Below are 24,033 nucleotides of genomic sequence, written 5' to 3'. Positions count from 1 at the left end.
GATATTATCGAATAACGATAACATCGAAAGTCGATAAGGAATCGACGGAAAGGATTGTCATGACCACCCCACAGCCCACCTCTCAAGCTGAGCGCCGCGAAATTACTGCGGCGGCCGCCCTCTGCCTGTTCACCATAGTCATCCTCGGCCCCACCTACCTGCGCGACCTTGTCACCGGACGCTTTTCCACCGCACTGAGTGCGGCCATCCCGGAAGGCCTAAGCAAGCACAACCTCGACGGCGGGCCATTCTGGATGCTCACTGCGGGGCTCGTCGTCAAGATTGCAGGAATCTTGATTATCGCGTTCTTTGCCTACCGTTTGGTCAAACCGATGCTTCGTGGGCAGGTTTTCAACACGAAAAACATCCGCTTCCTTAACGGAATGACCATCGGAATCCTTATCTGGTTTATCGGACGCTTCCCACTCGAAGGTATGGGCAATAACTGGGCTTCCTCGCAGCTCGAAATTGACTGGTGGGCCAACCAGAGCGGATCCTCACTAGGCGAGCTTGCGCTGCCCTACCTTTTTGTCTGCACCCTCCAGCTCTTCTCAGCTGCCATCAAGCGCGGCTGCAAGCTCGAAGAGGAGGTCGAAGGCCTTGTCTAAGGAGCAAGAACCCCAGGTGATCTGCCACCTCGACCGAATAATGGAGGAGCGCGGTATTACCGGAGCGGCGCTCGCCAAAGAGGTAGGTATCACCCCAGTTAACCTGTCTGTCCTGAAGAATAATCGCGCCAAGGCCGTGCGCTTTAGCACCCTCGCGACACTGTGTACGGTGTTGGACTGCCAGCCGGGCGATATCTTCGAAGTAGAATAGAAAACCTTGTCAGAGTGTTGGGTTTATGCAGCACTTTGACCTATGTCCACGGAAATCTATAGGAAGAATTCCTAATGGCTAACTAACTCGCCGCAGGTGCTTAGTACTGGCCGGCGATGTTTTTCGTCCTGGCCACCGCATTTGTGCTTCGATGCGGAGAAAACTAGCGGAAATCCCGGGAGCCGCGCGAGAGGAAATCACCAAAGTCCAGCGGCTCGAGCTTATCCGCGACCACGCTTACCGCACCGGTGGCATTTTGCACGATGCCGCGGATGATAAGGGCGCGGGCGGTGCGGGCGAGCACCTTCTGCCGGGACCACAGCCCGGGCGAGACCATCACATTCATCAGGCCGGTTTCGTCCTCCACGCCCAAAAAGGTCAGGCCGGAGGCGGTGCGCGGGCGCTGGCGGTGCGTAATGATGCCGGCGATGCGCACGCGGGTGCCATCGGGGACGTGGGGAAGGTGGGAGGAAGGCAGGACATCGCCAAGCGCGGCCCTGACTAATTCCATAGGCTGCTTATCGTGGGTGACGCCGGTGGCGGCGACATCGGTAGCCATTAGCTCGAAGGCCGACATGCCGGGCAGGTGCGGCGAAGCGAGCGCGGAGGTACCAGGCAACATGCCCTCGCGCTCGGTGGCGGCGACGCCAGCCTGCCAAAGCGCTTGGCGACGCTCCAACCCCAAGCACTCCAGCGCCCCCGCCGTGGCCAGCGCCTCCACCTGCTCCACGCTGAGATCCGCCCGGCGCGACAGGTCGGAGACGCTGCTAAAGGGCGCGGCGGCCTCCACGCGCTCGGCGGCCTTATCCCCCAGACCCTTGATGAGGTTGAGGCCCAACCGGATCTCGCCGGTGGGCAGCGCCCTGGCCTGCGCGCCGGAGTCGTTGATGCTCACTGGCAGCACGCGCACGCCGTGGCGCCGGGCGTCCTGAATGAGCGACTGCGGCGAATAAAAGCCCATGGGCTGCGCGCGCAGCAAGCCCACGCAGAACTCCGCCGGGTAGTGATGTTTGAACCACGCGGAGAAATACACCAGCGAGGCGAAGGACTGCGAGTGCGATTCCGGGAAACCGTAGGCGGCAAAGGCGGTGATCTTGGCCCAGAGCTTCTCCGCGACCTCACCCTCGATGCCGTTGGTGGCGCGCAGGCCCTCGAAAAAGCGGCTGCGCAGCGCGGCCATCTTGGCCGGCGAGCGCTTCGAGCCCATGGCGCGGCGCAGGTCATCGGCCTCGGCGCCGGAAAAACCGGCGGCATCCACCGCAATCTGCATCAATTGCTCTTGAAAAAGCGGGATGCCCAGGGTTTTACCCAGCGATTTCTCCAGCACCGGGTGGTCATAGGTCACGGGCTCGAGGCCATCGCGCCGGCGCAGGTAGGGGTGCACGGAGCCGCCCTGGATGGGGCCGGGGCGGATGAGAGCGACCTCCACCACGAGGTCGAAGAAGCGGCGCGGTTTTAGCCGCGGCAGCGTGGCCAGCTGCGCGCGGGATTCCACCTGGAAGACGCCGACGGCATCGGCGCGGCAGAGCATGTCATAGACCGCGGGCTCGGCTAGGTCGAGCTCCCACAGGCGCACCTCGCGGCCGGTGGTGGCGCGCACGGCATCGATCATGTGGTGCAGCGCCTCCAGCATGCCGAGGCCAAGCAGGTCGAATTTCACCAGCCCAGCGGCGGCGCAATCGTCCTTATCCCACTGCAGCACGGAGCGGCCTTCCATGCGGGCCCCTTCCATCGGCACCACGTCCGCAATCGGCCGGTCACATAAGACCATGCCGCCGGAGTGGATGCCGAGGTGGCGCGGCTGGTCGAGGAATTGCTCGGCGAGCAAGGAGACATCGGCAGGCGGCTCGGCTATACCCTTCGACCACGCATCGGCAGAGCCCTGCGGGTAGCCCAGCGCGCGGGCGGCGTCGCGGGTAGCACCCTTGCGGCGGTAGGTAATGACGTTGGCCACCTGTGCGGCGCGGTCGCGGCCGTGGGTGCGATAGACGTATTGGATGACCTCCTCGCGCCGGCCGGATTCGATGTCGATGTCGATATCCGGCGGGCCATCGCGTTCCGGTGACAGAAAGCGCTCAAAGAGCAGCTGCGCGGAAATGGGCTCGGCGTTGGTAATGCCCAGCGCGAAGCAGACTGCGGAATTGGCCGCGGACCCGCGCCCCTGGCACAGGATATTTTCTTGGCGGCAAAAATCCACCAGGTCGCAGACGATGAGGAAGTAGCCCGGAAAGCCCAGCTGCTTGATGATGCCCAGCTCGTGCCGCATCTGGTTTTTCGCCTTGGCCTGTATTTCGGGCGGGCGCGAGGCGTAGCGCTTTTTCCCGCGCCGCCAGACCTCGTGCTCAAGCCAGCTCATCTCGGTATGCCCCTCTGGCACGACAAAGTCCGGCAGGTTGGGCGCGAGGGCACCCCAGGTAAAGGAGCATTCGCGGGCAAGGCGGACGGTTTCGGCGATAAGCTCGGGCCGGCCTGGAAGCAACTGGGCCATCTGCTCGCCGGAACGCATCCAGCCTGCGCCCATCGGGTGGGCATCCGGTGCGGCTTCCTCTAAGGATTGGCGGTGCGCTAAGGCGCGTTTGGCGGCGGCGAGCCGTACCTGGTCGCGCGTTGCTGCCGCAGGTCGAGCGGTTGCGATGGCGCGGAGATTATTGTACTTGTCCAGGAAACTGTGGTGATCCGCATCTTCGGGAGACATTGTGCACGCATATTCGAGAACTATGCTGTCTATTTTTATTCTTTCGAGAACGTGATCGATTTTTTGTATGGCCTCCCACCCCAGCAGGAAAAAGCACTCCCCTTCTAGCTCGCGCGCCACGGCGTCTAGGGGCGGGTATGCAACGCCTCCCTTCTCACCGGCTTCCATCCGCGCGCGGGCGATAAGGCGCGAGAGGCGGCGATAACCTTCCGGGGTGCGCGCCAACACGGTCACTGGGGCCTCCGCGAGGGAAAGCTCCGCGCCATACATGGCCGGAAGTCCGACCTTAGCTGCGGCTTCCGCGAATTTCATCAGTCCATAGAAGCCATCCCGATCCACAACGGCCAACCCTTCGAGTCCAAGCTCTAGGGCGCGGGCGACCAGCTCTTCCGGCTCGGCGGCGCCGTCGAGAAAGCTATAGGAGCTTACCGCGTGCAGCTCCGCAAAGGGCACGGCGGAGCGCCCGCGCTGGATAGGGTCATCGCCGCCGCCGAGGTGATGCACGGCGACGGGCGCGGCGGTGTCCTTGCCGGATAGTATCCTTTCTAAACGCGACCACGGCAGCGCCTTTCCACCATTAAATTTCACCCTTTACAGGGTAATGTCGAATTAGTGTTCTATACAACCCGGCGCAATGAGACGCGTTCAATAGACAAAGCGGTTCGCTTATTGCTAGATTGCTAAACGGTCAATTTATTTAAACTCCTACATGTAAGGGGACCTCATGCAGATTCGTCGCGCAGCGGCCGCTACCGCCGCCGTTACCGTCGCCGCCACCAGCCTCGTGGCCTGCTCCTCCGACGCAGATGATGACAAGACCATCGCTGTTGGCACCACCGATGATGCAAAGCAGGCCTGGGTTGCCTTTGAGCAAGAAGCCAAGGACGCCGGCTACGACATCGACATCAAGTCTTTCTCGGATTACAACACCCCGAACCAGGCCCTGAACCAGGGCGAGCTGGATACCAATAACTTCCAGCACCTGAAGTTCTTGGCCGAGTACAACCACGGCAACGGCACCAACCTGGTCCCCATCGTCGCCACCGAAATCGTGCCGCTAGCGCTGTTCTGGAAGGGCCACGACTCCCTCGATGGCATTGAGGGCGAAGAAGTTGCCATCCCGAATGACTCCACCAACCAGGGCCGCGCCATCAACGTGCTGGTCCAGGCTGGCCTTGTCACCCTGAAGAAGGACGGGCTTATCACCCCGACGCCACTGGACATCGATGAGAAGAAGTCCAAGGTCAAGGTCGTGCCGGTCGATGCAGCCCAGACCCCATCCGCGCACGGCGAGGGCACCCCGGCGATTATCAATAACTCCTTCCTGGAGCGCGCCGGTATCGACCCGGCCACCGCCGTATTCCAGGATGACCCGAACTCCGAAGAGGCTGAGCCTTATATCAACGTCTTCGCCGTTCGCGAGGAAGACGCCGATAACGAGGACATCAAGAAGCTCGCCGAGCTGTGGCACTCCGATGCGGTACAAAAGGGCGTCGACGAGGACTCCGCAGGTACCTCCGTCGAGGTTGAGCGCACCCCAGAAGAACTCCAGGAAATCCTGGACAAGCTCGAAGCAGATTTGGACTAATCACCCTTGCCTTCTACCCCGCCGGTTTTCACGCCGGCGGGGTTTGGCACTTCCCCGCTAAGGACGCAACCCGTGGCAGATTCCACCCAGAGCGGCACTCGCATTGAGTTCCGCAATATCACCAAGGTTTTCCAGCAGAAAAAGGCCGAGGTCAAAGCTCTTGACGATGTCTCCTTGACCGTCGATTCCGGCGAGATCATCGGCATCATTGGCTACTCCGGCGCCGGCAAATCCACCCTGGTCCGCATGATCAACGGTTTGGATACGCCCACCTCCGGCGAGCTGCTGCTCGATGGCCAGAATATCGTCGGCATGCCCGAAAAGAAGCTGCGCGGCATCCGCCGCAATATCGGCATGATCTTCCAGCAGTTTAACCTCATGAACTCCCGCACTGCGGCGGGCAATATTGAATACCCGCTGCAGCTGCAGGGCATCGGCAAGCGCGAGCGCCAACAGCGCGTGCAGGAGCTGCTGGATTTCGTTGGCCTGGGAGATAAGGGAAAAAGCTACCCTGAGCAGCTTTCCGGTGGCCAGAAGCAGCGCGTGGGCATCGCGCGCGCCCTGGCCACGAATCCTTCGCTGCTGCTTGCCGATGAAGCCACCTCCGCCCTCGACCCCACCACCACGCAGGAAGTCCTCGACCTGCTGCGCCGGGTGAATAAGGAGCTCGGAATTACCATCGTGGTCATCACCCACGAAATGGAGGTCGTACGCTCCATCGCGGATAAGGTTGCGGTGATGGAAAATGGCCACGTCGTCGAACAAGGCAGCGTCTACCAGGTCTTTTCCAATCCCCAGACCGCCGTGGCCGCCAAGTTCGTCGCCACCTCGCTGCGCAATGAGCCCGACGTGGTGGAAACCGATGACCTGCTCGCCCACGAAGGCCGCCTATTTACCATCAACCTGACCGAGGAATCCGGCTTCTTCGGTGCCGCCGCCAAGCTGAAGGATGCGGGTGTTTCCATCGCCGTCGTCCACGGCGGTATTACCACCTTGCAGCAGCACTCCTTTGGCAAACTCACCGTGCGCCTAAGCGGTAACGATGCCGCCATCGAAGAGTTCTACCGCGCCCTATCTGCCACCACTCAAATTGAGGAGATTGAACGATGAACGTCAACTATCTCGCCGCCGCCGACTGGGACCGCTTGGGCGGATCGCTTGTCGATGCCATCGTCGACACCCTCATTATGGTCTCGACCACCCTCGTCGTGGCCGGCATTTTGGGCCTGGGGCTCGGCATCTTGCTCTACACCGCCCGCCCGGGCGGCATCCTGCAAAATAAGGCCGTCTACCTAGTGGTCAACCTGCTGGTGAACTTCATTCGCCCCATCCCGTTTATTATTTTGCTGGCGTTTGCGCAGCCGCTCACCGTCGCCGTGATGGGCGGATCCATCGGCCGCGAACCGGCCACCTTCGTGATGGTCATCGCCGCCACGTTCTCCGTAGCGCGCGTGGTGGAACAAAACCTCGTGGCCATCGACCCAGGCGTTATCGAGGCCGCCCGCGCTATGGGCGCTTCACCGTGGAAGATTATTACCTCCGTGATCATCCCGGAGGCCCTCGGCCCGCTGATTCTGGGCTATACCTTCCTGTTTATCGCTATCGTGGATATGTCCGCCATGGCCGGCTACGTCGGCGGCGGCGGACTGGGTGACTTCGCCATCGTCTACGGCTACCGCGCCTTCGAGTGGGAAGTCACCGTCGTGGCCACGCTTATCATCATCGTGCTGGTGCAGGCCGCGCAGTTCTTTGGCAACTGGCTATCCTCCAAGGTTATGCGCCGCTAATAAGCTCCACATCCGTGGCCACAAGCGCCTTGCCGGTCTTGGGTGCGTCGCCGCAGGAAGAAACCACTCCTTCCACGGCGCGCTGCTCGAGCGCCACGCTCCACCGGCGGCCATCGGCATGCGTGACCACGGTGCCCTGTTGTGCGTCTTCTGCGTAGAGCTGGCCGTAGTAGAGGTCCTCGGAGGCATCGATAAGCTCGCGCGCTACCGCCAACTCCGCCACCTGGCCGCGCGGGCCGAAAATGCCGCGCCCGCGATTGACCGGGTAGAAATATTTCCCTTCCGCCGCCGCCGCAATCATCTGCGCGGCGGCTTCCTTATTCATCCGGCCAAAGGAATACCCCCACGGCATAAGCATGACCGAGGGCGCGAAGCGGTGCCCCTTCGTGTGCGAGGTCTCCCACACCATATCCGGGTACTCCTCCACCAGCTCCGCAGCGAGCGGGCGCCCCTTCACGGCGCAGCACTTATCGCGCTTAGCATGGGTGCACACCAATACCAACGGCGTATCGAGGGATCCTCCCCCATTGCGGCCCGGCGCGGTGAGATCCAGGTCCAGAATCTTTTCCGGACCGGTCAAAAGGACCAACTCCATCACGCCCTGCTCAGCCCACACCAGGTAGCACCGGTGCATGGTGCCGATTTGGCGGCCATCGCGTCCGGGGCGGCGAATCAATTGCAGCCCGGCCTGGCCCTTGAGTTTTTTCTTCAGCTGGGCCGTGAGCTCTGGACCAAAAGTATCGCCATCGAGCACGTCGCGCGACCAGCCACCGGGCCACTCAAAGAGGACAAACACGGACTCTTTTTTCGCCGTGCCGGGCAGCGGTTCCACCTGGTAATCTGAACAGAAATCGGTCATGTACCCTAGCCTAACCCGTCTGCAACTCAGCTCACATATTTGGCAACAATTCGGTCAAGATCTGCCCCCAACGCTAGGCAGTAATTAATGGAAATTATACTCTAGTGGTCATGTATAAAGCCCGCCTCTCACTCCTGCTTGCCGCCGCAGCCTTCCTCACCGGCTGCAGCACTGAATCAGCGGATGACACCACCATGGCGGCCTCTGTGGGAAACTCGCACGTCAACCCGCTGGGTGAGGCGGATATGAATATGAAAACGCTGCGCCCTGAAGCCCCTTCGGAGCTCGTGGTGACCAAGGTACGTGTGGGCCAGCACGATGGTTTCGAGCGCGCCGTCTTCGAGCTCGAGGGTGAGGGCTCCCCAGGCTGGTTCGTGGATTACGCCGATAATCCCAAGCAACAAGGCTCCGGCCAGCCCATTAGCTATGCCGGCGATACCGCGCTCAATGTCAATATCGATGGCGTGGTCTATCCCTTTGAGGCCGGCATCGACGAGCCGCGCATCGGCATCGTCGACGCCCCCGCCGGTGGCGTTATTACCCAAGTGGTCAACGGCCGCACCTATGAGGGCCGCAGCCAGTTTGTCATCGGCATGAACCAGCGCAAGCCTTATTCCGTGCAGGTGTTAGAAAATCCCACGCGCCTCGTGGTAGATATTCGCTCCTAATACGTCGCCTCCACGCGCCAGCGCCCCTCTGACCACACCAAGAGCCAGGCGCGCTGGCGTTGTTCCCGTTCGGCCTGGCCCACAATTTGTAACCGCGCCGCGTGCTGCGGCTGTTCGGTCCACCACTGCGTATCCACCGGCCACGGCCCAGCCCAGCCGATAACGCGGTAGCGGTGCGCGCCCCACCCGAGCGCCACGGGCACAGACGATAGGAGGGCCTCGGCTGTGACGATGACGTCCCGCGCGGCGGCATCGATAAGCCGAATGCGCGCGGCCGGGTGGTTCGGCCCACCGCCTAGGCGTGCGGGAAGCGGCGCGGGGATCCTGCCTGGCCAACTGCCTTGCGGTTTGGCATCGCGCTTTTCCCCATAGGGCACGTATTCGATACGCTCGGCCACCCCACGGCCACCGGCGGCCCGCGGCTGCAAGACGCGATCTATGCCCAACTGCGATTGCACGCGCGAAATCACCCGCTTGACCTGTTCCTGCGAGGTATCCCCGCCCCAGAGGCCATCGGCCTGCGGGGCGGCTACCTCCACCGGCTCGAGCACCAACCGCACGATCGCGGCGCCGTCCTTGCCACTCGACCGCGCCGCCGTAAGCCAACCATCCAGCTGCCAGCGCACCCGGTCCGCGGTCGCCTGCTCCGTCAGCGCCTCGTGCGTGCGCCATACCCGGGCAACAGTTTCGCCAGTGGCCAACTCCGCCACCACGCGCAGGCGCACGCACACCACTTCCGCCTCGGCCAACCGCACGTGCAGCTGCGCGGCCAATTGCCGGGCCACGAACGCCGCCGCATCCACACGTTCGATGGATTGCTCGCTGCTAACGGACAGGTCAGGCCGCGCCATTTCCGGGGATACGCGCCGGTCCGCCCGCGCGTGTGCTACCTCATGCGCGCGTTTGCCCTGCTGCCCAAACCGGGTAACTACCTGTTTAAATGGCAGCGCCGCCACATCGCCTAGCCGGCGCACGCCCAATTTCTGCAGCTGCGCTACAAACTCCGTAGAAAACCCCAGCGCGGCCTCCGCGGCTAAAACGCCCACGGGTTGGGTGGCCAAGAAATCCCGCGACTCGCCCTCCGGTACCACCGCGCCTACCCCGCGATGCCGGGCCGCGATGATGGCCGTGGCGATCTCGTCTGCCACGCCGAGGGTGGAATCAAAACCGGCGTGCGCGATGGCATCGGCAAGCATCTCCAGTGCTTCCGGCCCGTGATAGCGCAGCGCCGCGCCCGCATCCACGATGGCCAGGCCAGGCCGCAGCACCTCCACGGACGAGGCCACGGCGTCCAAGCCCGCCGCAATCTCCGCGAAGGCCGCGCCATCCCTATCCGGGTTCGCCTCTACCACCTTTACCTCAGGGCAAATCGCCTGGGCCTGGCGCAGGCGCATCCCGCGCCGAATACCCGCCCGGCGCGCCGCGCTATCGCAGACCAGCACCGCATGATTGCGCGCAATCAGCACCGGCCCCGCCTGTCCAACCGCCTGGATGGGCCAATCCGGAAACCACACCGCGGCCGCCCTCATACGGCCTCCAACCTGCGGGGCTCGCCCATGGTGAGGCTCCCGCGCGCGGTGCCCTTTTTCGAGTCCACCGCAAGATCAATATCCACGCCGCAGATGCGCCCGCTGCCCTTGCCGATGCCCCGATACGTACTCACCTCCGCCCCAATGCGCACCGCGGTGCCCGGCAGCCGCGCGCCCACGGTCAGCACCGCGGCCTGCCCGCCGCGGATCTTCGCCCACACCGGCCGCGCCTTGGCCGGGCTCAGCTCGCCGGGCGGGCCATGGTGGATGATAAGGTCCATGCCCTCTGCCAGTACGCTAGTTACCGCCCATGCCTCCAGGCCCGGATCGGGGACGGTGACCACGTTGTTGAGCCTCCCCATTTCGGCAACTTGTGCGAGAGAAAGATCCGGCCACCCCACTATCCCCACATGACCCCCGTGGGCCGTAAGATGGCAGATGAGCTCCACCACGAGCGCGGGACACTCCGCACACGAGACCACCTTCCGCCGGGCGAGCCCACCTGCGGGAAGTAGCCGCGCCAGCTGGGGAAGGGTATCTACCAGCTCGTCTTCATCCTCCTGCTCCATCGCCTGCATGCGGGCGCGCAGCACCGCAACGCGGTCGGACCTATCCAGCCCTGCCACCGCTTTTTCTAGGCGAACGTTCGTTTGACTCACCCACACAGTATGAACCCTCAACCGGACACATGCAACTGTATGTTCGAATGGTAGTCTTAAGCGCATGAACCTGAACGAGGCCTACGGTGCTATGCGCGAGAATCCAACCCCCATCCCCACCCCGCCGTGGGTGCGCCTCGGATCCTCCATCCTGCTCGGTGCCACCGTCGCGCTGCTGACCACCCGCACCCATTTCTTCGCCACCCTATCTGGGGCCGCGGTCTGCCTCGTGGCGGCATTCGTCTTGGTCTTTGCCCACCCCTACCGCCGCGAGATGCGCTCCTACGCCGACCGGCACGATGCCGATCTCATCCCCACCATCGCGCAGCTAGTACCGCTGATGATTCTATGGCTCCTCATCATGCTCGCGCCCATCCTCGGCCTGCCCGCGTGGGGCTCGGCGCTGGTGTGGGTTGCGGTCTCCTGTGTCAGTTTTATTGCCTTCCCCCACGTGGATGGCACGCGCCGGCTGGCCTTTGTCTAACCTATGCGACACTGCGGGGACTTATCCACAGGATTTCCCCTGGTTTTCGCGCTGCGGATCCGGGTTATCCACAGATTGCGCACTTGCGGTTGCCCTAGCGATTGAGCGCGGGCTAACACCGCCCTAGCGTAGGCGGCATGAACGCACTCGAGACCTACCTCACCGCCCTCGCGCCCGGCATGGATATCATCGCCGCGTGCCGCGGGCTATCTGGGTCTGAGCTCATGGAGCGCGGCGCGCCCGATGCCATCGCCGCCGACCTGCTCCTTTTGTGCGAAAGCTACTACGGCCGCACCGCCTTTAGCCGGATGCAACGCCGCGCCATTGCCGATGCCCGCACCAACGCCCACCCCATTGCCCTCCTCGCCGGCATCGAGCGCGTAGTTAACCGCGCGCCCAGCAAGAAACAGGCGTGGGAGCTGCGCGCGGAATGCTGTGCGATGTCTGCGGAGATGAGCGTTATCATCAAACACGCCCGGCGCCGGGTGCGCGAGATGAAAAAGTCCACGGTCAGCCCCGGCGTGCGCACGTACCGGCGGCCCAATGACTACTGGACGCTCGCTATTACGGGCACTTCTCGCTTCATCGCGGATCTGCAGGGCGCGATTACTGCCACCGATAAAAAGCCGCTGCAGGCGGTGGAAGATATCTTCTTCGGTGCCGGCAGCGCCGCGCGCTCCACAGTGGTTACCAACGCCGTCGTGCCGCTGGAGAAATTCATCCGCATCCGCGATGGCCACGGCGATGACGTGCAGCTCGATCTCACCAATGGTGCGACCATGTCCGGTACCGAGTACTTGCGCCGCGTGCTTAACGATGCCGGCTATTCTGCCCCCGGCCCCAGCCCCAACGGCAACGGCGACGGCGACGCCAGCGGTAGCGGCAATGGTGACGGCGAAACGGGTTATGTCACCCTCGTGCATCCGGTAGAAGGGCCGGTCAACCTCTACCGCACGGCGCGCGTGGCCACCGATAAACAAAGAATGATGGCGGCCGCGGAAAATCCACGCTGCGCCTGGCCCGGGTGCAACCAACCGGCAGATCTATCCCAGGTCCACCACCTCACCGCCTGGAGTCGCGGCGGGGAGACCAATATGAACAACCTCGTCGTGTGCTGTGCTTACCACAACGGCATCAACGACGACGATCCCAATGCCCCGCCCCGGCGCGGGCGGCTAGAAAGGGTGGGCGGTCGCATCGTCTGGCGGCCACCTGTAACACCCCGCAACTAGCCGCAGGTATGCGAAAAGGCGCTCAAGCACTGAGCGCCTTCTACGCATGCCGTTTTGTGGTTTTTACTCCCACTCGATGGTTCCCGGTGGCTTGGAGGTGCAATCCAAGACCACGCGGTTGACGTCCTTAACCTCGTTGGTGATGCGGGTGGAGATCTTCTCTAGCACGTCATACGGCAAGCGGGTCCAGTCCGCGGTCATGGCATCCTCGGAAGATACCGGGCGCAGCACGATGGGGTGGCCGTAGGTGCGGCCATCGCCTTGGACGCCGACGGAGCGGACATCGGCAAGCAGCACGACCGGGCACTGCCAAATCTCCTCGTCCAAGCCGGCGTTGGTCAGCTCGGTGCGAGCAATCAGATCCGCCTGGCGCAAGGTCTCGAGGCGATCCTCGGTAACCTCACCAATGATGCGGATGCCCAGGCCGGGGCCTGGGAAGGGCTGGCGGCCGACGATCTCTTCCGGCAGGCCCAACTCGCGGCCCACCGCGCGCACCTCGTCCTTAAAGAGTAGACGCAGCGGCTCGACGAGCTCGAACTCGACGTCATCTGGGAGGCCGCCGACGTTATGGTGCGACTTAATATTGGCGGTACCGTCGCCGCCGCCGGATTCAACGACGTCCGGGTACAAGGTGCCTTGGACGAGGTAGTCGACGGTGGAGCCGGCGGGGGCATCGTCAAGCACGCCGGCCACGGCGCGCTCGAAGGAGCGGATGAACTCCGCACCGATGGCCTTGCGCTTTTCCTCGGGGTCGCTAACACCCGCCAGCTTTTTGAGGAAGGCCGAACGCTCGTCGGCGGTGACCAGCTTGGCGCCGGTCGAGGCCACGAAATCCGTTTCAACCTGCTCGCGCTCGCCCGCGCGCAGCAGGCCGTGATCGACGAACACACAGGTCAGGCGATCGCCAATGGCGCGCTGCACCAAGGCCGCAGCGACCGCAGAGTCCACGCCGCCGGACAGGGCGCAAATAGCGCGGCCCTCCTCGCCTACTTGAGCGCGGATATCCGCGATGAGCTGCTCGGCGATATTATCGGCGGTCCAGTTCTGCTCCAGACCGGCGATCTCCGTGAGGAAGCGGGTGAGCACTTCTTGGCCGTGGGGCGAGTGCAGCACCTCTGGGTGGTACTGCACGCCGGCCATCTGCTTGGCCGGGCACTCCATCGCGGCGACTGGGGCGCCGGCGGAGGTTGCGGTTACGTCGAAGCCCTCGGGGGCGGCGGAGACGGCGTCGCCGTGGGACATCCATACCTTGTGCGTGGGCTCGAGGCCCTTGTGCAGGATGCCGCCCTTGACGTCGATATCGGTGCGGCCGTATTCACGCTCACCGGTAGACGATACGGTACCGCCGAGGATGTGGTTCATGGCCTGGAAGCCATAGCAAATGCCGAAGACCGGGACGCCAAGCTCCAGCAGCTCAGGCTTGAGCGCTGGGGCGCCATCGGCATAGACGGACGACGGGCCGCCGGACAAAATAAGCGCGGCGGGGTCTTTAGCTTTGATTTCCTCGATAGAGGCGGAGTTGGAAACAACCTCGGAGTAGATTTTGGCCTCGCGCACGCGGCGGGCAATGAGCTGCGCGTACTGAGCGCCAAAGTCCACGACGAGGACTGGGCGCGGGGTAGTATTTGGCTTAGTCACGCCCCATAGTCTAACCCATAGGCCCCGCGGCCTAGGAAGCGCTTGCCCATGCAGGGCACCGCGGTGACTTTCAGACCGTGGGGCGCAGCGATTCGGGGCGCGGCGGCGCGGGCCCGCACGGTGCGAGGCGCGCCGCGCGCTACTTAGTAGCGAACCGCGAGCTCGACCTTCTGGAAGGACTTCAGGTCGGTGTAGCCACACTTTGCGAGGGCACGCCGCAGCGCACCCACAAGGTTGGTGCGGCCGAATGGTTCGCTAGATGGGCCGTGCAGCACGGTTTCCAGGCTCGGCGCAGCCACGAGCGCGGCATTACCTGCGGTGAGGAAATCCACATCAAGGTCGGTATCGACGCCGGCGAACTGCGCGTATCCGCGCGGGAACCGCGGGTGGCCTGCGGTAGCCGGCCAGTACCATCCCCTACCGCCTGCCTCACGGGCCTGGGCAAGAAGGGGGCCGAGCGCGACGCTATCGGCGCCGCAGGCAAAAGCCTTGGCGATGGTCCCGGAGTTATCGAATTCCGCATCCGCAATGATGTGCACGTAGCGGCCCTCGGTCTCGTCGAGGTAGTCGCGGCGGGCGGCGGCGGCATCAGCAATAGCGGTGGCCATGGCGGTATCGATGCCGACGGTTTCCGCGTTGGTCGTCACGCCCGCGCCCACGATGACGCCGGCCGCCCCGGTGCGCATCAGGTGCAGCGCCGTGGTGTAGTCGGCCACGCCACCGGCGATGACGGGTACTTCGAGCGAGCCGATAAATTCCTTTAGGTTCAGCGGCTCGCCGCCGGTGGCGACGTGCTCCGCAGACACCAGCGTGCCCTGAATGAACAGCAGCTCGGCCCCGGCGGCGATGGCCTTCGGCGCCATCTCGCGGGCGTTTTGGGGCGAGACGCGCACAGCGACGGTCACACCGGATTCGCGCACTTGGGCAATGCGGGAGGCGAGGAGGGCATCGTCTAGCGGGGCGGCGTGCAACTCCTGAATGGTGGAGTTATCGCCCGGCTGGGAATAGATGCGCGCCAACGCACCTTCGAGGTCCTCGTGGCGGCCCCACAGACCTTCGGCGTTGATGACGCCGAGGCCGCCCTGCTTGCCCATCTCGATGATGAACTCGGGCGTGGCGAGCGCATCGGTGGGATGCGATACGAAGGGAGTATCGAAAGTATAGGCATCGATATTCCACGTAGTATCCACGTCCTTGGACGAGCGCGTGCGGCGCTGGGGAACGATGGAGACTTGGTCTAGATCAAAGGTGCGGCGGGCCTCGCGGCCGATGCCGATTTCGGCGTATTCACGCATGGTTGTCCTAGCGGTAGTTCGGGGCTTCGGCGATTTGCTGCAGGTGGTGCGGGTGGGATTCCTTCAGACCCGCGGCGGTGATCTGAACGAATCGCTTGGTTTTGAGCTCATCGAGGGTGGCCGAACCGGTATAACCCATCGCCGCGCGCAGGCCGCCGATGATTTGGTGCACGATGGCATCAATCTCACCGCGGAAGGGCACGCGGCCCTCCACGCCTTCTGGCACCAGCTTGTCTTCGCTGCGCACGTCGGCCTGGAAGTAGCGGTCCTTGGAGTAGGAGCGCTTCTCGCCGGAGAGCCCGCGGCCCTGCATGGCTCCCATGGACCCCATGCCGCGGTAGCGCTTGTACTGCTTGCCCTGGTAGACCACGATATCGCCAGGCGCTTCGGTGGTGCCGGCGAACATGGAGCCCAGCATGACGGTATCGGCACCGGCGGCCAGCGCCTTGGCGATGTCCCCGGAGTACTGCATACCGCCATCGCCGATGACCGGCACGCCCGCGGGGGCAGCGACGGCTGCGGCTTCCATCAGCGCGGTGATCTGCGGCGCACCGACGCCAGCGACGACGCGGGTGGTGCAGATGGAGCCCGGGCCGATGCCAACCTTGATGGCATCTGCGCCGGCGTCGATCATCGCCTGGGCGGCCTCGCGGGTGGCGAGGTTGCCGCCAATGACATCGACCTTGTCGCCAAAGTCCTTCTTCACGCGGGAGACCATCTCGAGCACGCGGTTGTTGTGGGCGTGGGCGGAGTCGACGACGAGGGCGTCAACGCCGGCATCGACAAGCGCGGCGGCGCGCTGATAGGACTCCTCGCCGGTACCAATGCCCGCGGCAACCAACAGGCGGCCGGAAGCATCCTTGGAGGCGTTGGGGTACTGCTCGGATTTTACGAAGTCCTTGACGGTGATAAGGCCAATGAGCTTGTTATCGGCATCAACAATCGGCAGCTTTTCTACCTTATTGGCCGACAAAAGCTCCAGGGCCTCGTCCTTGGATACGCCCTCGCTCGCGACGACGAGCGGCATCGCGGTCATGACATCGCTGACTTTGCGGTCAAAGTCCAGCTCAAAACGCATATCGCGGTTGGTGCAAATGCCCAGCAAGGTGCCGTCCTCATCCACGACCGGCAGGCCGGAAATGCGGAAGCGGGCACACAGGGCGTCGACCTCACCAATGGTCATCTCGGGGCGGGCGGTGACCGGGTCCGTGACCATGCCGGACTCGGAGCGTTTGACGATTTCTACCTGCTCGGCCTGCGCCTCCGCAGAAAGGTTGCGGTGCAGCACACCGATGCCGCCCTGGCGCGCCATGGCGATGGCCATGCGGGCCTCGGTCACGGTATCCATCGCTGCGGATGCCAGCGGCACGCCCAGGCGAATGTTGCGGGTAAATTGCGCGCCGGTATCGACCTCGGAGGGCACGATATTAGACTCGGCGGGCAAAAGAAGCACGTCATCGAAGGTCAAGCCGCGCAGGGCTACCTTGTTCGGGTCATCTCCACCAGTGTGAATATGGTAATCGCTCATCGAGGTATCTCCTTAAACAGGTTCAGCGGCTACCTCAACTGTAGTGCGTGCCCGGCCAATGACACCATTCAGGCTAGGGGTTAATTGCCTTAAGCGGGCAAGTTCAATAGGCTCGCAGGCGTGAACTTCTTCGCCAATATGCCCCGCGATCCTTTTGCAGACGATCCGAACGACCCTGCGTCCTTCCTGGAGGAGGACGAGCAGGTCATGCCGCTTTCCGATGAAGACCGCGTCGCCCTCATCCACGATCTCGCCTTGGTAGAGAAATTCGCAACTGTGCTCGGCCCGCGCGGGATCGATGGCATCTTCTTCTTGTGTGAAGACTGCCAGGAAAACCACTTCTACGAGTGGGATATTATGGCCGCCAATATGCGCGCCACGCTGGCGGGCGAGCTCGCCCCAGTGCACGAGCCGGGGGCGGAGCCCGACCCGCGCCGCTACGTGCCGTGGGACTACGCGTTGGGCTACGTCGACGGCCTAGAAAACCGCTAGGGCGTGTAAGTCACCGCCCTCGTTATTACTCGGCTCCCGCCCCCAACTGAATGGTTGTGGTGGGTGCTTCTTCGGGCTCGCGCGTCTCCGGCTGCGGATTCGCCGGCGCCTGCTCCGTTACCACCACGGTTGAGGTCTCATACTGCGTTTCCGTTACGGTTTTTGGCGCTGGCTCGGGGTTATCCTGTGGCTTTTGGCCCGGCGCGGTTTCGGTGGCAGTTTCTGTCACGGTTTTCGTCTTCGGGCGGGCAGGGCGCTTCTTTTCGGCTTCCTCCTTGGCGGCGATGGCATTTTCTTCCTTGCCTTCAGCCTCTTCGAGCTTGGAGCGGGCTTCCTTCATAAGCTCGCGCGCGCCATCGAAATCTCCCTCTGCCGCGCGGGATTCCATCTCATCTAAGGTGCCGGCCAGCTCCACGTTGCGGGTCTCATCCGGCCTATCAAACATGCCAGAATTAACCATGACCCCGCCGGCACCGGCAAGGATTACGGTGGCGGCGGCCGCGCCGATAAGTCCGTGCATCACGGGGCGATTGCGACGGCGAGACCGCGCCTTATCGAGGCTGATGACTTCCGGTTCTTCCTCTGCCCCGTCCACGCGCGGGGCTGGCGGCATCTGCTTATCGATGTCCCCCTTCAGCCCTAGCAGCAACCCAGCGAGCTCATCGTTGCCGTTGGAGGGGTCTTTACCCTGCGACAGCTCGGTGAGGAATGCATCATCATCTACCAAGGGCTGGAGCTGCTCCGTCAGGTCATCGTTATTCTTTTTGGAGTGTTTGGAGGCCATGATGGTTTCTGTCCCTCCTTCCTTTCTTAAGGTGTACGCGTGTCTCTAGAGCGGGGGTTGTGGCTTTAGCCCTCAGTGGCTAGTTGTTGCCCAAGGGCCTTTCGCAATTGTGCGAGAGCTCGGTGTTGTGCGACGCGAACCGCCCCCGGGGTAGAACCCACGATATCGGCGGTTTCTTCTGCCGAAAGACCAACGAACACGCGCAAAATAACGATGTTTTTTGCCTTGTCACTTAGGGTATCGAGCAAGGCGCGCATTCTGTTACTACCATCATTTTCTAGCGCCCATTCCTCGGGAGTCGCCTCGTTTGCAGTGTTTTCTGGAAGTTCCTCGGCGGGCGTGGAGCGATCGCGGCCCATGGCGCGGTGGGCATCGGTAACCTTATTAAATGCGATGCCGTAGACATAGGCCATGAAGGGCCGGCCCTTATCTTCATAGGATTCGATAGATGTGGCGACGGCGAGGCAGATTTCTTGGGTCACATCCTCCGCGGTGGGCTGGCGCCCGCCACCGATGCGCGCACGACAATAGCGCAGCACCTGCGGATGAATAATTTGCAGGATAGATTGCAGTGCGCGGCGGCTTCCACCAGCGGCCAGCGGAACGAGATCCGCTAGCTCTTTATCCTTATCGCTCACGAGTGCACCCTCTGCAGACTTTTAAATCGATATTCAACCATATTTCCTCCGGGGTATTGAGCGCAAAGGGACAACTACGGTACACACCAGCAAACCTGCGACCCGACAACCACAGCAACGCTCTTGCTTGGCGATGCCCCATTAGGAAAAGCCCCGCACTGAAGCCTGTGTCGGCGGGTGTTGTGGCTCTCCAACAGGGTTTATGCCACTTGCACCACAGGAAGAGGAAAATTCATGATTCGTTAACCTTAGCCATTATTGCAGGTAAAAGGGTGTTAACGAGTCACATAAATGGAAGCAATACCTGGAAGTAAAACACTAGTAACCCTTTGTTTACCAAGACGCGACACACTACGAATCGTTGCGGTTCGCGGATGACTCTCCACCAGCCGCCAGAGCAAGAATTCTCGTCCTGTTAAAGGAGCGTAAGTAACGTGTCTCAGTCCAAGTCTCTTCTCGGACCTACTGCAGATGTATGGGATTGGCAGTTGCAAGGTGCGTGCCGCGGTGAAAACTCGGACGTGTTTTACCATCCAGACGGAGAGCGTGGCCGCGCCCGCGCCCAGCGCGAAAATCGCGCCAAGGCCATTTGCAATTCCTGCCCAGTTATTGAGCTCTGCCGCGAGCACGCCCTGCGTTCGGCAGAACCGTATGGCGTATGGGGCGGCATGAGCGAGTCCGAGCGCGTCGTGGCGCTGCGCAAGCGCCGTCGCGCGACGGTCAACGCTTAATCCAGGCGCAAAGCCCTCACACCGCTTTCGCAGCAGGCGCGTGCGAGTGGGAGCACACGCGGAAGTACGGCGTTTCGAGTTAGCCTTCCGCGTCTAGCGCTTCCTGCAAATAGCGCCCCGTGAGGGACTCCGTCAAGCCCGCCAGTTCTTGGGGCGTGCCGCTAAAGACGAGGTGCCCGCCGGCAGAGCCGGCACCAGGGCCGAGCTCGATGACCTGATCGGCGTGCGCGAGCACGGCGAGGTTGTGGTCGATGCAGATGACGGTATTGCCGGCATCGGCAAGCTGATCCAGCAACTGCAGCGTGCGTTCGGTATCGGCGGGGTGCAGGCCCGTGGTTGGCTCATCTAGCACGATGACGTCTGCGGTCGACTTTTTATCGGCAAGGTGCGCGGCCAATTTAAGGCGCTGGCGCTCGCCACCAGACAGCGTTGATAGTGGCTGGCCAAGGCTTAAATAACCCACGCCGGCAGAAACGAGCGTGTCACAAATCTTGGCGGCGGCGGGCACCTTGACGCTGCGCAAATAGTCGGCGGCGCGGGAGGCGGAAAGCTCGAGGACATCGGCGATATTGAGCTCGCCCAGGCGGTACTCCAGCACGTCGGCGGAAAAGCGCCGGCCCTGGCAGATTTCGCAGGGAACGTCCACGCCGTCCATGACCCCGAGTTCCACGTACACCACGCCGGCGCCATTGCATTTTGGGCACGCGCCCTCGGAATTAGCGGAGAAGAGGCCGGGTTTTACGCAATTGGCCTTGGCAAAGGCCTTGCGGATGGGGTCGAGGGCGCCGGTATAAGTTGCGGCATTGGACCGGCGCGATCCTTTAATGACACTTTGCCCGATGTGCAGGAGCCTGTCTCCTGCTACCTCTGGCAGGCACGCGGCCAGCGAAGACTTGCCGGAACCGGCCACCCCGGCGATGGCCGTGAGTACTCCCTCCGGAATATCGACATCGACTCCCTGGAGACTATTGCGCTGCGCGCCGCGAATGGAAAGGGCCTTGGTGGATTCGCGCACCGATTCTTTCAGCGTGGCGGGATCGGCAAGGTACTGCGCGGTTACGGTGCCGCTTTGCCGCAGCTGCGCAGGAGTTCCTTCGAAGACGATGGTGCCGCCTTCGGCGCCGGCGCCGGGCCCGAGATCCACGACGCGATCCGCGATGGCAACGGTGGACGGGTTGTGCTCGACTACCAGGATGGTATTTCCTTTATCGCGCAGGCGAAGCAGCAGGTTATTGATGCGCTCGCAATCGTGCGGGTGCAGGCCGGCGGTGGGCTCGTCGAAGACATAGGTGACATCGCTAAGCGGCGAGCCCATGTGGCGCACCATGCGGGTGCGTTGGGATTCACCTCCGGACAGCGTCCCGGTGGCGCGCGATAAGGTGAGATAGCCAAGGCCCAGCTCGATGGCGGTATCAACGGCGGCAGAAATGGCATCTACCAGCGGCTGCGCACCGGGCAGATCGAGCTGGGTGAGCCAGCCGTGCAGATCCGTAAGCTCCATCTCACAGACATCCGCGATGGACGCGCCGGCGATATAGGACTCGCGGGCATGGCGCGCCAGCCGCGTGCCGGCGCACTCAGGGCAATCAACGAAGACTACGGCCTGCTCGACGAAGGCGCGCATGTGCTTTTGCAGGCTTTCGACCGGCTTGCTCAATACGTTGGTGCGCAAGCGCGTGGCAAGGCCCATATAGCTCATGTTGACGCCGCCGACCTTGGTCTTGGTCTCGGCGAAATACAGGTTGTGTTTTTGCTCTTTACTGAACTCGCGCACCGGAATATCATCGGGATACAAGCCAGATTCGGCATAGCCGCGCCACATCCAGGAGCCGGGCTTCATGCCGGGGTAGATAATGGCGCCATCGGCAAGCGAAAGCTCCTCATCCACCAAGCACGATAAATCGATATCGGATACCTACCCCGTGCCCTCGCACTTCGGGCACATGCCGCCGGTGCGCTCAAAGCGGCGAACCTCCTTGGTGCCGTTGACCTCGATGGCGCCCTGTCCAGAAGCGGAGGGAACGTTGAAAGAATAGGCCGCGGGGCCGCCGGCGCGCGGTGAGGCGGCGCGCGCGAACAGCACGCGCAGAAGGCCGGTGATATCGGTGGCGGTACCAAAGGTAGAACGCGACGATGCCGCCATGGGCTCCTGCCCCACCACTATGGCCGCGGTAAGGTGCGCCAAGCTATCCACGTCCGGGCGGGCCAGCGAGGGCATGAAGCCTTGGACAAAGCCGGGATAAGTCTCATTGACCAAGCGCTGCGATTCCGCGGCGACGGTATCAAAGACGAGCGAAGACTTACCAGAGCCGGACACGCCGGTAAAAATGGTTAGCTTGCGCTTGGGAATCTCCACCGAAACATCGCGCAGGTTATTTTCCCGCGCGCCGGTAATAATAATGCTCTCCACGAGCTTCAAGTCTAAACCAAAAGCCCGCCGCGCCCTCCCCTGGCTAGGCGGGGAAGGTGCGGCGGGCTCTGGGCTATATGCAGCGCAGGAATTAGTGGTGGTGGTGATGATGATGGCCGTGACCGGCCTCAGCGTTGTCTTCTTCCTGCGGCTTTTCCACGACGGATGCCTCGGTGGTAAGAACCATGCGGGCAACGGAGGTGGCATTGACCACTGCGGAGTGGGTGACCTTCACGGGATCGATGATGCCGTTGTCGATGAGGTTGCCGTACTCCAGGGAGTTGGCGTTAAAGCCTTCACCGTTGGCCATCTCAGATACGCGGGAGACGATGACGGAGCCATCGAGGCCTGCGTTTTCCGCGATCCAGAATGCCGGGCGGGTCAGGGCTCGGGCGACGGCGAGAACGCCGACCTTAGCCTCGCCCTCAAAGTCCTGGGCGAAGGACTCGAGTTCCTTGGAGATCTGCACCAACACGGAACCGCCGCCGGCGATGACGCCTTCTTCTACGGCCGCGCGGGCGGCGTTGATGGCGTCCTCGACGCGCAGCTTGCGCTCGTTGACCTCGGTCTCGGTTGCGGCACCGACGCGGATAACGGCGACGCCGCCGGAGAGCTTGGCCAAGCGCTCCTCGAGCTTTTCCTTATCCCAGGTGGAATCGGTGCGGGCGATTTCGCCGCGGATCTGTTCACGGCGATCATCGAGGGCCGCGGCGCTGCCTCCGCCATCGACAAGCACGGTGTCTTCCTTGGTGATGGTCACGCGGCGTGCGGAACCCAGCACCTCGAGGCCGACCTCGTTCAAGTTGACGCCCACCTCAGGGTCCACCACGGTGGCGCCGGTAACCACGGCCAGGTCATCCATGAAGCCCTTACGGCGCTCGCCAAAGTACGGTGCCTTTACGGCGGCGACCTTCAGGACCTTGCGGATGGAGTTGACCACGAGCGCCTGCAGCGGCTCACCCTCAACGTCTTCCGCGATGATGAGGGTCGGGCGGTTGGTCTCCGCGATCTTTTCCAGCAGCGGCAAGAAATCCGGCAGGGAAGAAATCTTGTTGCGGACGAGCAAAATGGCAGCATCGTCAAGCACGGCGTGGTTGGTCTCTTCCTCCGTAGCGAAGTACGGGGAAAGGTAGCCCTTGTCAAAGGAAATACCTTCGGTGACATCCACGGTGGAGTCCATGGTCTGGGACTCCTCGACGGTGACGACGCCGTCCTTGCCCACCTTTTCCATGGCGCCGGCAACCATCTCGCCGACCTCCGGATCGCGGGAGGACACCGTAGCTACCTGCGCGATTTCAGAAGCGGAGTTGACCGGGGTGGCGCGTGCCTTGAGCTCCTCGACGGCCTTTTCCGCCGCCGCGGAGATGCCGCGGTTGAGCTCAATCGGGTTAGCGCCGGCTGCAACGTTGCGCAGGCCCTCAAAGATGAGCGCCTGGGCCAGCAAAGTCGCGGTGGTGGTGCCGTCGCCGGCGATGTCGTTGGTCTTGACCGCAACGGACTTCACCAGCTGCGCGCCGAGGTTTTCGAAGGGCTCCTCGACGTCGATATCGCGGGCGATGGTCACGCCGTCATTGGTGACGGTCGGGCCACCAAAGGCCTTGGACAAGACGACGTTGCGGCCGCGGGGGCCCAGGGTGACCTTGACGGCATCAGCCAGCGTATCGACGCCGCGCTGAATTCCCTCGCGGGCTTCTTGGTCGAATGCAATAAGCTTTGCCATAAGTATTTCCTACTTCTCGATGATGGCGAGGATGTCGCGCTGGCTCAGCAGCAAGTACTCTTCACCGTCGTACTTCAGCTCGGTGCCGCCGTAGCGGGAGAAGACAACGGTGTCGCCTTCCTTAACATCCATTGGGATGCGGTCATCTTCGTCTTCCCAACGGCCCGGGCCGACGGCAATAACGGTAGCTTCCTGCGGCTTTTCCTTTGCCGAATCCGGGATAACCAGGCCAGATGCGGTGGTGGATTCTGCTTCTACGATCTGTACGAGGACGCGGTCCTCAAGCGGCTTAATAGTTGCCATGATGTTTCCTCCGTATTGTTCGTTTGCGCACCTTAATGGCGCGCGCGTGCCGGTTGTGGATGTCCAGCACAGCCGTCGTCGTGGGTGAACAACTGTGGGTCAAACAACCTGATTAGCACTCTACCCTCGTGACTGCTAACCCTCAACAACGACGCGACCCCCGCAGCCGGGCCG

The 24,033-nt window shown here is 62.7% G+C and carries 21 protein-coding genes and 1 pseudogene; 10 read left to right on the top strand and 12 right to left on the bottom strand.

Annotation, left to right across the window (positions count from 1 at the left end; genetic code table 11):
- The first annotated feature begins 59 nt into the window (after positions 1–59).
- Together ACLI1T_RS02280 and ACLI1T_RS02275 are read left to right on the top strand one after the other, a co-directional pair.
- The gene (locus ACLI1T_RS02280; protein ID WP_411702927.1) at positions 60–608 is read left to right on the top strand and encodes a hypothetical protein; all 549 of its coding nucleotides are present in this window, start codon (positions 60–62) and stop codon (positions 606–608) included.
- Positions 601–819: a helix-turn-helix domain-containing protein gene (locus tag ACLI1T_RS02275; RefSeq protein ID WP_411702926.1), complete on the top strand. Its 219-nt coding sequence runs from the start codon at positions 601–603 to the stop codon at positions 817–819. Before ACLI1T_RS02280 ends, ACLI1T_RS02275 begins: the two co-directional genes overlap by 8 nt.
- A 163-nt stretch (positions 820–982) precedes the next feature.
- Here the strand turns inward: ACLI1T_RS02275 and ACLI1T_RS02270 are convergent, their stop codons facing one another.
- A complete protein-coding gene (locus ACLI1T_RS02270; protein WP_411702925.1) occupies positions 983–4,102 on the bottom strand; it encodes an error-prone DNA polymerase in 3,120 nt (1,039 codons plus the stop codon).
- 136 nt (positions 4,103–4,238) lie between these two features.
- On the opposite strand from ACLI1T_RS02270, the gene ACLI1T_RS02265 reads away from it, so the two are divergent.
- The 3 genes from ACLI1T_RS02265 (at position 4,239) to ACLI1T_RS02255 (ending at position 6,889) form a co-directional block, all read left to right on the top strand.
- Entirely contained in the window at positions 4,239–5,102 is an 864-nt protein-coding gene (locus ACLI1T_RS02265; RefSeq protein WP_349887796.1) for a MetQ/NlpA family ABC transporter substrate-binding protein, read from the top strand.
- 72 nt (positions 5,103–5,174) lie between these two features.
- Complete coding sequence (locus ACLI1T_RS02260; protein ID WP_411702924.1) at positions 5,175–6,212, top strand: methionine ABC transporter ATP-binding protein; 1,038 nt, start codon at positions 5,175–5,177, stop codon at positions 6,210–6,212.
- A complete protein-coding gene (locus tag ACLI1T_RS02255) occupies positions 6,209–6,889 on the top strand; it encodes a methionine ABC transporter permease (RefSeq protein WP_411702923.1) in 681 nt (226 codons plus the stop codon). The genes ACLI1T_RS02260 and ACLI1T_RS02255 overlap by 4 nt, the downstream gene beginning before the upstream one ends.
- On the opposite strand, the gene ACLI1T_RS02250 is transcribed toward ACLI1T_RS02255, so the two are convergent.
- The gene (locus ACLI1T_RS02250) at positions 6,876–7,748 is read right to left on the bottom strand and encodes a sucrase ferredoxin (RefSeq protein ID WP_411702922.1); all 873 of its coding nucleotides are present in this window, start codon (positions 7,746–7,748) and stop codon (positions 6,876–6,878) included. The genes ACLI1T_RS02255 and ACLI1T_RS02250 overlap by 14 nt on opposite strands.
- Positions 7,749–7,858: 110 nt before the next feature.
- On the opposite strand from ACLI1T_RS02250, the gene ACLI1T_RS02245 reads away from it, so the two are divergent.
- Positions 7,859–8,416 carry a hypothetical protein gene (locus tag ACLI1T_RS02245; protein WP_411702921.1) on the top strand — a complete coding sequence of 186 codons (558 nt, stop codon included), beginning with the start codon at positions 7,859–7,861 and terminating at the stop codon, positions 8,414–8,416.
- Here ACLI1T_RS02245 and ACLI1T_RS02240 read toward each other — a convergent pair.
- Both ACLI1T_RS02240 and ACLI1T_RS02235 read right to left on the bottom strand, forming a co-directional pair.
- Positions 8,413–9,945, bottom strand: coding sequence for a DNA polymerase Y family protein (locus ACLI1T_RS02240; protein WP_411702920.1), 1,533 nt, complete (start codon positions 9,943–9,945; stop codon positions 8,413–8,415). The genes ACLI1T_RS02245 and ACLI1T_RS02240 overlap by 4 nt on opposite strands.
- Positions 9,942–10,610 (bottom strand): hypothetical protein, encoded by a 669-nt coding sequence (locus ACLI1T_RS02235; RefSeq protein WP_411702919.1) that lies wholly within the window; start codon positions 10,608–10,610, stop codon positions 9,942–9,944. The genes ACLI1T_RS02240 and ACLI1T_RS02235 overlap by 4 nt, the downstream gene beginning before the upstream one ends.
- A 58-nt stretch (positions 10,611–10,668) precedes the next feature.
- Here ACLI1T_RS02235 and ACLI1T_RS02230 point away from each other — a divergent pair, with 58 nt between their 5' ends.
- Both ACLI1T_RS02230 and ACLI1T_RS02225 read left to right on the top strand, forming a co-directional pair.
- Positions 10,669–11,088: a hypothetical protein gene (locus tag ACLI1T_RS02230; RefSeq protein WP_349862387.1), complete on the top strand. Its 420-nt coding sequence runs from the start codon at positions 10,669–10,671 to the stop codon at positions 11,086–11,088.
- A gap of 137 nt (positions 11,089–11,225) precedes the next feature.
- Entirely contained in the window at positions 11,226–12,320 is a 1,095-nt protein-coding gene (locus ACLI1T_RS02225) for an HNH endonuclease signature motif containing protein (RefSeq protein WP_411702918.1), read from the top strand.
- 63 nt (positions 12,321–12,383) lie between these two features.
- Here ACLI1T_RS02225 and guaA read toward each other — a convergent pair whose 3' ends face one another.
- The 3 genes from guaA to guaB all read right to left on the bottom strand — a co-directional run bounded on the left by guaA (position 12,384) and on the right by guaB (position 16,781).
- A complete protein-coding gene (gene guaA, locus ACLI1T_RS02220) occupies positions 12,384–13,958 on the bottom strand; it encodes a glutamine-hydrolyzing GMP synthase (RefSeq protein WP_411702917.1) in 1,575 nt (524 codons plus the stop codon).
- Between the two features lie 143 nt (positions 13,959–14,101).
- Entirely contained in the window at positions 14,102–15,253 is a 1,152-nt protein-coding gene (locus ACLI1T_RS02215) for a GuaB3 family IMP dehydrogenase-related protein (protein ID WP_411702916.1), read from the bottom strand.
- Positions 15,254–15,260: 7 nt separating this feature from the next.
- Positions 15,261–16,781 carry an IMP dehydrogenase gene (guaB, locus tag ACLI1T_RS02210; RefSeq protein ID WP_411702915.1) on the bottom strand — a complete coding sequence of 507 codons (1,521 nt, stop codon included), beginning with the start codon at positions 16,779–16,781 and terminating at the stop codon, positions 15,261–15,263.
- A 120-nt stretch (positions 16,782–16,901) separates the two neighbouring features.
- Between guaB and ACLI1T_RS02205 the strand changes: the two genes are divergently transcribed.
- Positions 16,902–17,273 (top strand): DUF5319 domain-containing protein, encoded by a 372-nt coding sequence (locus ACLI1T_RS02205; protein ID WP_349836557.1) that lies wholly within the window; start codon positions 16,902–16,904, stop codon positions 17,271–17,273.
- A gap of 25 nt (positions 17,274–17,298) precedes the next feature.
- On the opposite strand, the gene ACLI1T_RS02200 is transcribed toward ACLI1T_RS02205, so the two are convergent.
- On the bottom strand, positions 17,299–18,057 hold the full coding sequence (locus tag ACLI1T_RS02200) for a hypothetical protein (protein ID WP_411702914.1): 759 nt from the start codon (positions 18,055–18,057) through the stop codon (positions 17,299–17,301).
- Positions 18,058–18,122: 65 nt separating this feature from the next.
- On the bottom strand, positions 18,123–18,695 hold the full coding sequence (locus ACLI1T_RS02195; protein WP_023025282.1) for a sigma-70 family RNA polymerase sigma factor: 573 nt from the start codon (positions 18,693–18,695) through the stop codon (positions 18,123–18,125).
- Between the two features lie 434 nt (positions 18,696–19,129).
- Here ACLI1T_RS02195 and ACLI1T_RS02190 point away from each other — a divergent pair, with 434 nt between their 5' ends.
- Positions 19,130–19,426, top strand: coding sequence for a WhiB family transcriptional regulator (locus ACLI1T_RS02190; RefSeq protein ID WP_023016784.1), 297 nt, complete (start codon positions 19,130–19,132; stop codon positions 19,424–19,426).
- 79 nt (positions 19,427–19,505) lie between these two features.
- On the opposite strand, the pseudogene ACLI1T_RS02185 reads toward ACLI1T_RS02190, so the two are convergent.
- The 3 genes and pseudogenes from ACLI1T_RS02185 to groES form a co-directional block, all read right to left on the bottom strand.
- Positions 19,506–21,845 (bottom strand): annotated as a pseudogene (locus ACLI1T_RS02185) (AAA family ATPase).
- A gap of 82 nt (positions 21,846–21,927) precedes the next feature.
- Positions 21,928–23,556: a chaperonin GroEL gene (gene groL, locus ACLI1T_RS02180; RefSeq protein ID WP_411702913.1), complete on the bottom strand. Its 1,629-nt coding sequence runs from the start codon at positions 23,554–23,556 to the stop codon at positions 21,928–21,930.
- Between the two features lie 9 nt (positions 23,557–23,565).
- Positions 23,566–23,859, bottom strand: a complete 294-nt coding sequence (gene groES, locus ACLI1T_RS02175; RefSeq protein ID WP_023028321.1) for a co-chaperone GroES — start codon at positions 23,857–23,859, stop codon at positions 23,566–23,568.
- Between the last annotated feature and the right edge of the window lie 174 nt (positions 23,860–24,033).

The sequence above is a fragment of the Corynebacterium tuingiense genome, assembly GCF_046718165.1.
Taxonomy (GTDB): Bacteria; Actinomycetota; Actinomycetes; order Mycobacteriales; family Mycobacteriaceae; genus Corynebacterium.
Note: the sequence above shows the minus strand (reverse complement) of the source record. Positions and strands in the feature narration are given on the sequence as shown.

Excerpts from the sequence above, each read along its gene's own strand:
- ACLI1T_RS02280 (WP_411702927.1), top strand. The coding sequence starts at position 60 with ATGACCACCCCACAGCCCACCTCTCAAGCTGAGCGCCGCGAAATTACT.
- ACLI1T_RS02265 (WP_349887796.1), top strand. The coding sequence starts at position 4,239 with ATGCAGATTCGTCGCGCAGCGGCCGCTACCGCCGCCGTTACCGTCGCC.
- ACLI1T_RS02255 (WP_411702923.1), top strand. The coding sequence starts at position 6,209 with ATGAACGTCAACTATCTCGCCGCCGCCGACTGGGACCGCTTGGGCGGA.
- ACLI1T_RS02250 (WP_411702922.1), bottom strand. The coding sequence starts at position 7,748 with ATGACCGATTTCTGTTCAGATTACCAGGTGGAACCGCTGCCCGGCACG.
- ACLI1T_RS02245 (WP_411702921.1), top strand. The coding sequence starts at position 7,859 with ATGTATAAAGCCCGCCTCTCACTCCTGCTTGCCGCCGCAGCCTTCCTC.
- ACLI1T_RS02240 (WP_411702920.1), bottom strand. The coding sequence starts at position 9,945 with ATGAGGGCGGCCGCGGTGTGGTTTCCGGATTGGCCCATCCAGGCGGTT.
- ACLI1T_RS02230 (WP_349862387.1), top strand. The coding sequence starts at position 10,669 with ATGAACCTGAACGAGGCCTACGGTGCTATGCGCGAGAATCCAACCCCC.
- ACLI1T_RS02225 (WP_411702918.1), top strand. The coding sequence starts at position 11,226 with ATGAACGCACTCGAGACCTACCTCACCGCCCTCGCGCCCGGCATGGAT.
- ACLI1T_RS02215 (WP_411702916.1), bottom strand. The coding sequence starts at position 15,253 with ATGCGTGAATACGCCGAAATCGGCATCGGCCGCGAGGCCCGCCGCACC.
- guaB (WP_411702915.1), bottom strand. The coding sequence starts at position 16,781 with ATGAGCGATTACCATATTCACACTGGTGGAGATGACCCGAACAAGGTA.
- ACLI1T_RS02200 (WP_411702914.1), bottom strand. The coding sequence starts at position 18,057 with ATGGCCTCCAAACACTCCAAAAAGAATAACGATGACCTGACGGAGCAG.
- groL (WP_411702913.1), bottom strand. The coding sequence starts at position 23,556 with ATGGCAAAGCTTATTGCATTCGACCAAGAAGCCCGCGAGGGAATTCAG.
- groES (WP_023028321.1), bottom strand. The coding sequence starts at position 23,859 with ATGGCAACTATTAAGCCGCTTGAGGACCGCGTCCTCGTACAGATCGTA.